Raw genomic sequence first — 10,958 nt, forward strand, 5'->3', positions numbered from 1 at the left:
CCCGTCGCGGCCAGGTCCATGGCCTCGACGGCGTCGTCGGAGCCGATCCACTCCTCCCCCAGCACCCGGCGGACGGCTGCGTCGATCCCGGCCAGCCGGGCGTCCAGGGCGGCGGCCGGCGACACGTCGGCCCACACCGCCGGAAGCCGGCGGGCGACGAAGGCGGGCGCGAAGTTGTAGAAGACCGCCGTCACCACCTCGGGCCCGGTGGCGCCCAGCGGGGCAGCGCGCTGGGCGAAGTAGCCGTTCCAGAAACCGCGCAGCCCGGCCTGCTCGGCGGCGTCCCGGCACTCGGGCGCGAAGTAGGTGAGCGCGTGGAACGGCTCGGCGAGGGCCCACAGCCGGCGGGCGGTTGCTGGAGAACTCATGCCCTCAGCCTCCTGCAAGGGCCCGCCGCGAGCGTGCGAGCGGTGGGGGGCAGGGGGTTCTTCCTCAAGCGCTGACGCTCTCGGGCATGCCCAGCCAGTCGCGCCAGCGCGGGTCCACCGAGCGGGTGCCCAGCAGCCGCCACGCGGCGCCGCTCGGCGTGCGCGGGGGATGCGGCAGCGCCCAGCCCATCTCGGCGAGCGACCGGTCGGCCTTCGTGTGGTTGCAGCGGCGGCAGGCCGCCACGACGTTGTCCCAGGTGTGGGTGCCGCCGCGGCTCCGGGGGACGACGTGGTCGATGCTCGTGGCCGAGCCGCCGCAGTACACGCAGGTCTGCCCGTCCCGGGTGAAGACGGCGCGGCGGGACAGCGGGACCGACGCCGGATAGGGCACGCGCACGAACCGGGTCAGGCGCACCACGACGGGCACGGGCAGGCTCACCGTCTCCGCGTGCACGACGTCCGCCGCAGAGTCGACCGGTTCGGCCTTCTGGGCCAGCACCAGGACGATCGCCCGCCGGCTCGACACCACGCACAGCGGCTCGTACGTGGCGTTGAGCAGCAAGGTGGCGCTCGTGGTGCCCGGCGACGGCACGGGCAGGACCGATGGATGGTGTGGGTCGCGGCGCGGGGCTGGGTGACCCGCCGACGTCGACCCGGAAGCGGCACGCGGCACGGATCACCTCCGGTCGCCCCGGACCGCCGGTGGCTCCGACACCCGCGGGCTGCCCCATTCTGACCCGAGCAGGGCGAATCGGCGTAGTCGGAAAGTCTCGGCAGAACCCGATGGAACTACCGTGGGTGCGATGCGCTACCCCGAGGCCCCCCGGCTCGACCTCGTCGAGACCCTGCACGGACACCGCATCGCCGATCCCTACCGCTGGCTCGAGGACGACGCCGACCCGCGCACCCAGGAGTGGAGCCAGGCCCAGGACGCCCTGGCCGAGGAGCTGCTGTCCGGACTGCCGATGCGGCCGGCGTTCGCCGCCCGGCTGGAGCAGCTGGTGCACGCCGGGGCCGTGGGCGTCCCGGCCTGGCGGGGTGGCCGGGCGTTCTCGACCCGCCGGGACCCCGGCCAGGAGCACGCGGTGCTCCGGGTGCGCGAGGCCGACGGCGCCGTCCGGGTGCTGGTGGACCCGACCGCCCTGGACCCTGCCGGCACGACGACGCTCGACGCGTGGTCCCCCTCGTGGGAGGGCGACCGGCTGGCCTACCAGCTGTCCACCGGCGGCGACGAGGAGTCGCGGCTGTACGTGCTCGACGTCGCCACCGGCGAGGTGCTCGACGGGCCGATCGACCGGTGCCGCTACTCCCCCGTCGCGTGGCTGCCGGGCGGCGGGGAGCTGTTCTACGTGCGCCGGCTGGCCCCCGACCAGGTGCCGGCCGGCGAGGAGCAGTTCCACCGGCGGGTGTGGCGCCACCGGGTCGGGGCGCCGGCCGACACCGACGAGCTCGTGCACGGCGAGGGCAGCGACCCGACCACCTACTTCGGCGTGCACACCAGCCGCGACGGCCGCTGGCTGGTCGTGTCGGGGGCGGCCGGCACCGCGCCCCGCGACGACGTCTGGATCGCGGACCTGGCCGGGGACGGCGAACTGCGCGAGCTGCAGGTCGGCGTCGACGCGCAGACGACCGCGTGGGTCGCCCGCGACGGCCGCCTGTGGCTGGTGTCCGACCGGGACACCCCGCGCCGGCGGCTGGCCGTCGCGGATCCCGCGGACCCGGCCACGTGGGTGCCCGAGGCCTGGCAGGACGTCGTCCCGCAGCTCCCGGACGCCGTGCTCTCCGACGTGGCGCTCGTCGACGGTCCCGAGGGCTCGCTGCAGGTGCTGGCCGTCCACGCCGTGGACGCCACCGACCGGCTCTCGGTGTGGGCCGGGGACGGCTCGGGCCGGCTCGCCGACGTGAAGGGCCTCGGCGCCGGGAGCATCTCCGGCGTCAGCTCCACACCCGAGGGCGGCAGCTCGGCGTGGGTGGGCTACACCGACTACGCGACGCCGCCGTCGGTGCTGCGCTGGGACGCCGCCTCGCCGACGTCGCTGGCGGGCTGGGAGCAGGCGGACGTGGCGGGTGAGGTACCCGAGCTGACCGTCGTCGAGACGCACGCGACCTCGGCCGACGGCACGCCCGTGCACCTGTTCGTGCTGTCCGGGACGGGCCGCCCGGACACGCCCCGGCCGGCCGTCCTCTACGGCTACGGCGGGTTCAACGTCTCGCTCACCCCGGCCTACAGCGCCCAGGCCCTCGCCTGGGTGGGCGCCGGTGGCGTGTGGGCCGTGGCCAACCTGCGGGGCGGGTCCGAGCACGGCGAGGAGTGGCACCGCGCGGGGATGCGCGAGCGCAAGCAGAACGTGTTCGACGACTTCGCCGCCGCGGCCGAGCACCTGGTCGCCGAGGGCTGGACGACGCACGCGCAGCTCGGCGTGATGGGCGGCTCCAACGGCGGCCTGCTGGTCGGGGCCACGCTGACCCAGCGGCCCGAGCTCGCGGCGGCGGTCGTCTGCAGCGCGCCGCTCCTGGACATGGTCCGCTACGAGCTGTTCGGCCTGGGCCGGACGTGGAACGACGAGTACGGCACCGCCGAGGACCCCACGGAGCTGGGCTGGCTGCTGGGCTACTCGCCCTACCACGCCGTCCGGGAGGGGACGGCGTACCCGGCGGTCCTGTTCACCACCTTCGAGTCCGACACCCGCGTGCATCCCCTGCACGGCCGCAAGCTCGCCGCGGCCCTGCAGCACGCCACCACGTCGGAGGCGCCGATCGTGCTCCGCCGCGAGACCTCGGTCGGGCACGGCGCGCGGGCGGTCAGCCGCACCGTCGGCCTGGCGGCCGACCAGCTCGCCTTCCTGGCGCAGCACACCGGCCTGGCCCCTCGGTAGGACGCGACCCAGGTCTCGCTGACAGAGGCGCGTCCGCCTGGAAGTATCTACCGTGATGACGCGCTCACTGACCGTGCTCGCAGCCGAGGACGCATCCTCGACGATGCCCGACTGCGCGGACTACTGGCTCTGCCAGACGCTCTACGACTGGTTCGGCCTGGACTGGCTCGCCGAGAACGCCCGGGTCCTGGTCGCGACGCCGGCCCGGATCGCCCTCGTGGTCGTGCTGGCTGCCGTGGTCCGGACGCTGGTCCACCGGGCCGTCCGCCGGCTCACCGACCGCACCGCCACCGGAGCGGTCCCGACGATCCTGCGGCCCCTGCGCAACCGGGTGGCGCAGAACGACCCGGACGGGCCGATCACCGAACGCCGCACGCAGCGCGCCGAGGCGATCGGATCGGTGCTGCGCAGCTTCACCTCGTTCGTGATCATGGGCATCGCCGTCGTCCTGGTGCTCGGCGAGCTCGGGATCAACCTGGCGCCCATCGTGGCCAGCGCCGGCGTCGTCGGCGTCGCGCTCGGCTTCGGCGCCCAGAACCTGATCAAGGACTTCATCGCCGGGATCGGGATCATCCTCGAGGACCAGTACGGGGTCGGGGACGTCGTCGACCTCGGGGAGGCCATCGGCACCGTCGAGGCGGTCGGCCTGCGGATCACCCGGCTCCGGGACGTCAACGGCGTCGTCTGGTACGTCCGCAACGGCGAGGTGCTGCGCGTCGGCAACAAGAGCCAGGGGTTCGCCCAGGTGGTCATCGACATGCCGGTGGCCCACGACACCGACCTGGAGAGGGCGCGCGCGGTCATGCAGGAGGTCGCCGACGCCATGTACGCCGACGAGGAGTGGGCCGCGGTCCTGCTCGCCGAGCCGGAGTCGCTGGGCGTCGAGCAGATCACCGCCGAGGGGGTCTTCCTGCGGCTGGTCGTCCGCAGCACCAATGCCGACCAGTGGCAGGTCGGGCGGGAGCTGCGCATGCGGCTCAAGGAGCGGTTCGTCGCCGAGGGCTTCCGGACGCCGCTGCCGCTGCTGACCGCGTCCGCCGGCGTCGGAACGGGGGCCCGCTGAGCGCCCCCGCGTCGGAGGGGCTCAGCCCCACCGACGCACCGGCGCGGCAGGCGACCTTCCGCGAGGTCTTCGCCGTCCGCGAGTTCCGCCCGCTGTTCGGGACGTTCCTGCTCTCCACCGCCGGCGACGAGCTCGCGCGGGTGGCGCTCACGGTGCTGGTCTACGCGCGCACCTCCTCGCCGCTCCTGTCGGCGCTGACCTTCGCCATCGGCTACCTGCCCTGGCTGCTGGGCGGGCCGCTGCTGTCGACCCTGGCCGACCGCCTGCCCCGGCATCGCGTGCTCATCGCCACCGACGCCGCGCGCGCTGTGCTGCTGGCCGGCATGGCCATCCCTGGCATGCCGCTGCCGGCGATGCTGCTCCTGCTGTTCCTGGTCTCGCTGGGCTCACCGCCGTTCGAGTCCGCCCGCTCCGCGCTCATGGCCGACGTGCTCGACGGCGACCGCTACGCCGTGGCCTCGTCCCTGACCAACGTCACGCTGCAGCTGGCCCAGGTCCTCGGGTTCGTGGCGGCCGGGGCGCTCGTCGCCGTCCTGGATCCCGCGGCCGCGCTGCTCATCGACGCCGCGACGTTCGCGGTCTCGGCCCTCTGGCTGTGGGCCACCCTGCAGCGCCGACCGGCTCCGGTGCACGAGTCGGGCGACGGGCCGCGCTCGCTGTGGCAGGACACCGGCGACGGGCTGCGGCTGATCCGCCGGTCGCCACGGCTGGTCGCGATCGTGGGCGTCCTGTGGATCGCCACCCTGTTCGCCTACGCCCCCGAGGGCGTGGCCGCTCCCTGGACCGACGAGTTCGGCAAGGGCGCGACCGAGCTGGGCCTGCTGCTGGCCGCCAACCCCCTCGGGGTCACCGTCGGCGGGCTGGTCGTCGCCCGGCTGGTGCGCCCGGACCTCCGGGAGCGGCTGGTCGTGCCGCTCGTCGTCCTCTCGCTCGGCCCGGTGGCCCTGGCCGGAGTGGCCGGACTGCTGCTGGGGCCGGGCAGCCTCTCCTACGGCGTCGTCGTCGGGCTCATGTTCGTCTCCGGGCTCGGCGCCACGTGGCTCATCCCGCTCAACGTCTCCTTCGTGCAGGCGGTGCCGAGCGCCTACCGCGGGCGCGCGTTCGGGGTCGCGGTGACCGGCCTCTACGGCGTGCAGGGTCTCGGGGCGCTGGGCGCCGGCCTGGCGGCGGAAGGCGTGTCGGCCGGCGGAGCCGTCGCGATCTCGGGCGCGCTGGGGCTGCTCGCCGTCACGCCGATGCTGGTCGCGTTCCGCCGCACCCAGGGTTCCGTGGCGGCGCCCGCCGCCGGTGAGGGACCATCGGGGGCATGAGCGAGTCGAGCCGGTCCCTGCCCTCGGCGCGCACCTTCTACGACGAGGTCGGCGGCGCGCCGACGTTCACCCGGCTGGTCGCGCACTTCTACGCCGGGGTGCGCACCGATCCGGTGCTGGCGCCGCTCTACCCGCAGGACGACTGGGCGGGCGCCGAGGTGCGCCTGCGGGGCTTCCTGGAGCAGTACTGGGGCGGGCCGACGACCTACTCCCAGCAGCGCGGCCACCCCCGGCTGCGCATGCGGCACGCGCCGTTCGCCATCGGCCCGGTGGAGCGCGACGCCTGGCTGACCCACATGCGGGCGGCGGTGGACTCCCTCGGCCTCTCCCCCGAGCAGGACGCCACGCTCTGGGGCTACCTGGAGATGGCGGCGCGCAGCATGCAGAACCGTTTCCCCGCCGACGCCGGCGGCGACCTCTCCCCCTGAACGAGGACCCCGTCCCCCTCACCGCTCGCACGCTCGCGGCGAGCCTCCGGACGGGGCCGCGACGTCACACACGACCGAGACCCTCGAGGAGCCCGGTGCAGCCGGCTGGAACACCCCTTGACCCCCACCACTTTCACGCTCGCGGCGGGACCCTGCAGAGAGCCGCTGGCTCGACCTCCCCCGACTGGTGGCGGGACGCGGTCTTCTACCAGATCTACGTCCGCAGCTTCGCGGACGGGAACGGCGACGGCGTCGGTGACCTGCCGGGCATCCGGAGCCGGCTGCCCTACCTCGCCGAGCTCGGCGTCGACGCCCTCTGGATCACGCCGTTCTACCCGTCGCCGATGGCCGACCACGGCTACGACGTCGCCGATCCGCGGGACGTGGAACCGGTGTTCGGGGACCTCGCCGAGTTCGACGCCCTCCTCGCCGAGGCCCACGCCCTGGGCCTGCGGGTGACGATCGACCTGGTACCCAACCACAGCTCGGATCAGCACGAGTGGTTCCAGGCAGCCCTGGCCGCGGCGCCGGGGTCGCCCGAGCGCGCCCGGTACCTGTTCCGCGACGGCCGGGGGCCCGACGGCGCCGAGCCGCCCAACAACTGGCCTTCGGTGTTCGGCGGGCCCGCGTGGACCCGGGTCCCCGACGGCCAGTGGTACCTGCACATCTTCGCGCCGGAGCAGCCCGACCTGAACTTCGCGAACCCCGAGGTGATCGCCGACCTCGAGGAGACGATGCGGTTCTGGCTGGACCGGGGGGTCGACGGGTTCCGGATCGACGTCGCCCACGGCATGGCCAAGCCCGAGGGCCTCCCGGACATGGTGCCGCTGGAGGACACCGGTCTGCTGGCCGACCACGCACCCGGCGACCACCGGTTCGACCAGGACGGCGTGCACGCGGTGCACCGCCGGATCCGGGCGGTCCTCGACGAGTACCCGGGAACCATGGCGGTCGGCGAGATCTGGCTGCAGGACGACGACCGGCTGGCCCAATACATCCGCGAGGACGAGCTCCAGCTGGCCTTCAACTTCAAGCTGCTCACCGCCGAGTGGGACGTCGACGCGCTGCGCCTGGCGATCACCCACTCGCTCGAGACCGTGGCCGGAACCCCGGCGCCGGCCTGCTGGGTGCTGTCCAACCACGACCGGCCCCGGCACGTCACCCGCTACGGCGGCGGTGCCGTGGGGCTGCGCCGCGCCCGGGCCGCCGCCCTCCTCCAGCTGGCTCTCCCCGGGGCGGCCTACGTCTACAACGGCGACGAGCTGGGGATGCCCGACGTCGACCTTCCCGAGGAGGTGCTGCAGGACCCCATCTGGGAGCGGTCGGGGCGCACCGAGCGCGGGCGGGACGCCTGCCGCGTTCCGGTGCCGTGGTCGGGCACCGAGCCGTCGTACGGGTTCTCGTCGCGGCCCGACACCTGGCTCCCGATGCCCGAGGGTTGGGCCGCGCTCACCGTGGCGGCCCAGCTCGGCGACCCGTCGTCGATACAGTCGCTGTACCGGAATGCGCTCGCGACCCGGCGCGCGTCGGCTGCGTTCGCGGGCGAGGAGCTGGAGTGGCTACCGGCACCCGACGGTTGCCTCGCCTTCCGCCGTCCCGGCGGGCTCGTGTGCCTGCTGAACCTCTCCGGGGCGGCCGTTCCCCTGCCGGAGGGCCGGGTGCTGCTGGCCAGCGCCGACGTGGGCGACGGCACCCTTGCCGACGACGCGGCGGTGTGGCTGACGGCCTGATCGGCCGGGTTGCGGGAGCGGGCCAGGTCCGTAAGCCCGGCTCCGGTACGTTCCGGGCCACGACGACGGCCGGTCGCGGCCCACGAACGCCGGATCCTGCACCCGGGAGACATGCTGTGAAGACCAAGGACCTCGCCTACATCGCACTGTTCGCCGCGATCACCGCGGTCCTCGGCCTCGTGCCTGCCATCCAGGTGGGCCCGGTGCCGATCACCGCGCAGACGCTCGGCGTGATGCTGGCCGGCGCGATCCTGGGCGCGCGCCGCGGGTTCCTGTCGCAGCTGCTGTTCCTGGTCCTCGTGGCGATCGGCCTCCCCCTGCTCGCCAGCGGGACCGGCGGGCTGGCCGTGTTCGCCGGGCCGACGGCCGGCTACCTGTTCAGCTGGCCCATCGCCGCCTTCGTCGTCGGGCTGCTCACCGAGCGGTTCTGGGCCCGCTACAACGTGGCGCGGGGCGTGCTGGCCAACGTCGTCGGCGGCATCGTCGTCATCTACGCGATCGGCGTGCCCGTGCTCGCCGCGGTCGCGGACCTCTCGCCCAAGGCCGCGATCGTGTCCGGTGCGCTGCCCTTCCTGATCGGCGACGCCATCAAGGCGGTGCTCGCCGCGGTCATCGCCGTCCAGGTGCGCCGCAGCTACCCGGTGATCGAGCGACCGCAGCGGGCGGTCGCTGCCCGGTGAGGCTCCGGCGGGCGGAGACGGCCGGCCCGGTCGCGGACCCGGCCCGCGGCATCGAACTGCGCGGGGTCGGGCACGTCTACGGCGACCGCGTCGTGCTCTCCGACGTCGACCTCCGGCTGACCGAGCGGCGGATCGGCATCATCGGGGCCAACGGCTCCGGCAAGAGCACGTTCGCCCGGCTGCTCAACGGTCTGGTGGTGCCGACGACGGGCTCCGTGCTCGTGGACGGTCTCGACACCCGAACGCACGTGCGCGAGGTCCGCCGCCGGGTGGGCTTCGTGTTCCAGGACCCCGACGCCCAGATCGTGCACCCGACCGTCGCCGAGGACGCCGCCTACGGCCTGGAGAACCTGGGGGTGCCACCCAGCGAGCGCGCCGAACGGGTGGCGGAGGTGCTGGAGCGGTACGGGCTGGCCAGGCACGCCGACCATCCGGCGCACCTGCTCTCGGGTGGGCAGAAGCAGCTGCTGGCCATCGCGGGCGTCCTGGTCATGCGGCCGGCCCGGATCGTGTTCGACGAGCCGACCACGCTGCTGGACCTGGTGAACACGCGCCGGGTCGCGGAGGTCATCGCGGAGCTCGAGCAGCAGGTCGTCGTCGTGACCCACGACCTCGACCTGCTGGACGACTTCGACCGGGTGCTGGTGGTCGACGGCGGCCGCGTGGTCGCCGACGGGCCTCCGGAGAGCTCCGTCGCCGCCTACCGGACGCTCATGGTGCACCGGTGACCCTGGCGCTGTACGTGCCCCGGGCCAGCGTCGTCCACCGGACGCCGGCCGGCTGGAAGCTGGTCGCCCTCGCGGGGCTGAGCGTGCTGGTCTTCGCCGTGCCCAGCCTGCCGCTGGTCTGCGGTGCGCTGGCCGCCGTGGTCCTCCTCGGGCTGGTCGTGGCCCGGCTGCCGGTCGCGGCGCTCAGCCGGCAGGCGCGGGCCGTGCGGTGGCTGCTCGCGGCGATCTTAGTCCTGCACCTGGTCCTGACCGACGCCGCCACCGGCGCCCTGACGGTGCTCCGCCTGCTGTGCCTGGTGCTGGCCGCGGCGGTCGTCACGGCGACCACCCGGGTGAGCGCCATGGTGGCCGTGATCGAGCGGATCTGCCGACCGTTGCAGTGGGTGGGCCTCCGCCCCGCGCGGATCGGGCTGGTCATCGCGATGGCCCTGCGGTTCATCCCGCTGATCAGCGAGCGCGCCGACCGCATCCGCGAGGCGCAGGCCGCCCGCGGCGGTTCCGTGCGGGGCCTGCGCGGACTGACGACGACCACGGTGCCCCTGCTGATCCAGGTGCTGCAGCTCGCGCACACGGTGAGCGAGGCGCTGGACGCCCGCGGCGCCGACGACGTCCCCCGGCGCCGAGGAGGTGCCCGTGCCGGCTGACCCGACGGCCGGTTCGGTCGTGGAGATCTGGCTCGCCGGTGCCGCCGCCGAGCCGATGCGCCGCCTGCCGTCGGTGGAGGCCGTGGCCGGACGCGGCCTGGCGGGCGACCGCTACGCCCTCGGCGGTGGGACCTGGGCGCAGTACCCCGACCTCGAGAAGCAGGTCACTCTCATCGACCGGGACGACGTCGCCGCGGTCGCCCGGGAGACCGGCGCGAGGGTCACCCCCGGTGACACCCGCCGGAACCTCGTGACGACCGGGGTCCAGCTGCCCGATCTGGTCGGTCGCTGGTTCACCGTCGGGGAGGCGCTCCTGTTCGGGATGAAGCGGTGCCCGCCCTGTACCCATCTGGAGCGGCTGACCGGCGTGCGGCTGATCAGGGCGATGGTCCACCGAGGCGGCATCAACGCCGCGGTGTTCGCGGGCGGAACCATCGCCGAGGGCTCTCCCGTCCGTGCGCTGAGCGAGGAGGAGGCCGTACGGCGGGGTGCCCCCACCGGTGCGGACCGGCCGGTGCCCCGGGTGGTCTGACCGGCTGTCCGCCGGGCGAGATCGGCGATCTCGCTCCGTTCCGGCGCCCTGACGGGCGAGATCGGCGTTCTCGCCCGGGGCTCAGGCCGGTTGCTCGTCGGTGTAGCGCAGCAGGAAGGCCTTCTCCTCGGGGGTGATGCGCCGCGGGCGCTCGCGGGCGAAGTCGAACGGCACCAGCACCGTGCTGCCGGTCACCGCGAGCCGGCCGTGGTCGAAGAGTTCGTAGTGGCAGGTGAACGACGCCGCGCGGATGCCCGACACCCAGATCTGGATCTCCAGCGGATCGGCGTCGTAGAGCACCGACCGCTTGTAGCTGATCTCGTGGGAGTGGACGACCAGGCCGCGGCGCATGCCGGTCTGGTCGTCGTGCGTGGGGTGCTCGAAGAACAGGTTGACGCGGGCCATCTCGAAGTAGCCGAGGAACGCCACGTTGTTGATGTGCTGGTAGGCGTCCATGTCCGACCAGCGCATGGGGACGTGCACCGTGTGCCTCACGGGCGACAACCCTGCCTTACGGCCGCCGGGCACGGGCTGTGACCTCCGGCGCAGGGCCACGAGACGTCCACCACGGACGACGGGGGGGGGGCGGGGGGGGGGGG

12 protein-coding genes are annotated in these 10,958 nt (G+C 74.2%); 9 read left to right on the top strand and 3 right to left on the bottom strand.

Features of this window, described 5'->3' with window-relative positions; translation table 11 throughout:
- Together ACFSHS_RS16820 and ACFSHS_RS16825 are read right to left on the bottom strand one after the other, a co-directional pair.
- A partial coding sequence (locus ACFSHS_RS16820; protein ID WP_417281949.1) for an SCO6745 family protein occupies positions 1-368 on the bottom strand: 368 nt, incomplete at its 3' end.
- Positions 369-432: 64 nt separating this feature from the next.
- Positions 433-960: an HNH endonuclease gene (locus tag ACFSHS_RS16825; RefSeq protein WP_376878557.1), complete on the bottom strand. Its 528-nt coding sequence runs from the start codon at positions 958-960 to the stop codon at positions 433-435.
- A gap of 211 nt (positions 961-1,171) precedes the next feature.
- Between ACFSHS_RS16825 and ACFSHS_RS16830 the strand changes: the two genes are divergently transcribed.
- From ACFSHS_RS16830 to ACFSHS_RS16870, 9 genes are all read left to right on the top strand, one after another.
- A complete protein-coding gene (locus tag ACFSHS_RS16830) occupies positions 1,172-3,244 on the top strand; it encodes a prolyl oligopeptidase family serine peptidase (protein ID WP_376878559.1) in 2,073 nt (690 codons plus the stop codon).
- Between the two features lie 55 nt (positions 3,245-3,299).
- Positions 3,300-4,307, top strand: coding sequence for a mechanosensitive ion channel family protein (locus tag ACFSHS_RS16835; RefSeq protein WP_376878561.1), 1,008 nt, complete (start codon positions 3,300-3,302; stop codon positions 4,305-4,307).
- Complete coding sequence (locus ACFSHS_RS16840) at positions 4,304-5,617, top strand: MFS transporter (RefSeq protein WP_376878787.1); 1,314 nt, start codon at positions 4,304-4,306, stop codon at positions 5,615-5,617. The genes ACFSHS_RS16835 and ACFSHS_RS16840 overlap by 4 nt, the downstream gene beginning before the upstream one ends.
- Positions 5,614-6,045 (top strand): globin, encoded by a 432-nt coding sequence (locus ACFSHS_RS16845; RefSeq protein WP_376878563.1) that lies wholly within the window; start codon positions 5,614-5,616, stop codon positions 6,043-6,045. Before ACFSHS_RS16840 ends, ACFSHS_RS16845 begins: the two co-directional genes overlap by 4 nt.
- Before the next feature lie 95 nt (positions 6,046-6,140).
- The gene (locus ACFSHS_RS16850; RefSeq protein ID WP_376878565.1) at positions 6,141-7,775 is read left to right on the top strand and encodes a glycoside hydrolase family 13 protein; all 1,635 of its coding nucleotides are present in this window, start codon (positions 6,141-6,143) and stop codon (positions 7,773-7,775) included.
- Positions 7,776-7,891: 116 nt separating this feature from the next.
- A complete protein-coding gene (locus tag ACFSHS_RS16855; protein WP_376878567.1) occupies positions 7,892-8,455 on the top strand; it encodes a biotin transporter BioY in 564 nt (187 codons plus the stop codon).
- Positions 8,452-9,183: an energy-coupling factor ABC transporter ATP-binding protein gene (locus ACFSHS_RS16860; protein ID WP_376878569.1), complete on the top strand. Its 732-nt coding sequence runs from the start codon at positions 8,452-8,454 to the stop codon at positions 9,181-9,183. The genes ACFSHS_RS16855 and ACFSHS_RS16860 overlap by 4 nt, the downstream gene beginning before the upstream one ends.
- Positions 9,180-9,827 (top strand): energy-coupling factor transporter transmembrane component T family protein, encoded by a 648-nt coding sequence (locus ACFSHS_RS16865; protein WP_376878571.1) that lies wholly within the window; start codon positions 9,180-9,182, stop codon positions 9,825-9,827. Before ACFSHS_RS16860 ends, ACFSHS_RS16865 begins: the two co-directional genes overlap by 4 nt.
- Complete coding sequence (locus ACFSHS_RS16870; protein ID WP_376878573.1) at positions 9,817-10,359, top strand: MOSC domain-containing protein; 543 nt, start codon at positions 9,817-9,819, stop codon at positions 10,357-10,359. Before ACFSHS_RS16865 ends, ACFSHS_RS16870 begins: the two co-directional genes overlap by 11 nt.
- 81 nt (positions 10,360-10,440) lie before the next feature.
- Here ACFSHS_RS16870 and ACFSHS_RS16875 read toward each other — a convergent pair whose 3' ends face one another.
- The gene (locus ACFSHS_RS16875) at positions 10,441-10,854 is read right to left on the bottom strand and encodes an acyl-CoA thioesterase (protein ID WP_376878575.1); all 414 of its coding nucleotides are present in this window, start codon (positions 10,852-10,854) and stop codon (positions 10,441-10,443) included.
- Positions 10,855-10,958: the final 104 nt, after the last annotated feature.

Source organism: Blastococcus deserti, from assembly GCF_042682525.1.
GTDB lineage: Bacteria > Actinomycetota > Actinomycetes > Mycobacteriales > Geodermatophilaceae > Blastococcus_B > Blastococcus_B deserti.

Coding starts and splice junctions, on each gene's coding strand:
- ACFSHS_RS16830 (WP_376878559.1), top strand. CDS start 1,172: ATGCGCTACCCCGAGGCCCCCCGGCTCGACCTCGTCGAGACCCTGCAC.
- ACFSHS_RS16835 (WP_376878561.1), top strand. CDS start 3,300: ATGACGCGCTCACTGACCGTGCTCGCAGCCGAGGACGCATCCTCGACG.
- ACFSHS_RS16845 (WP_376878563.1), top strand. CDS start 5,614: ATGAGCGAGTCGAGCCGGTCCCTGCCCTCGGCGCGCACCTTCTACGAC.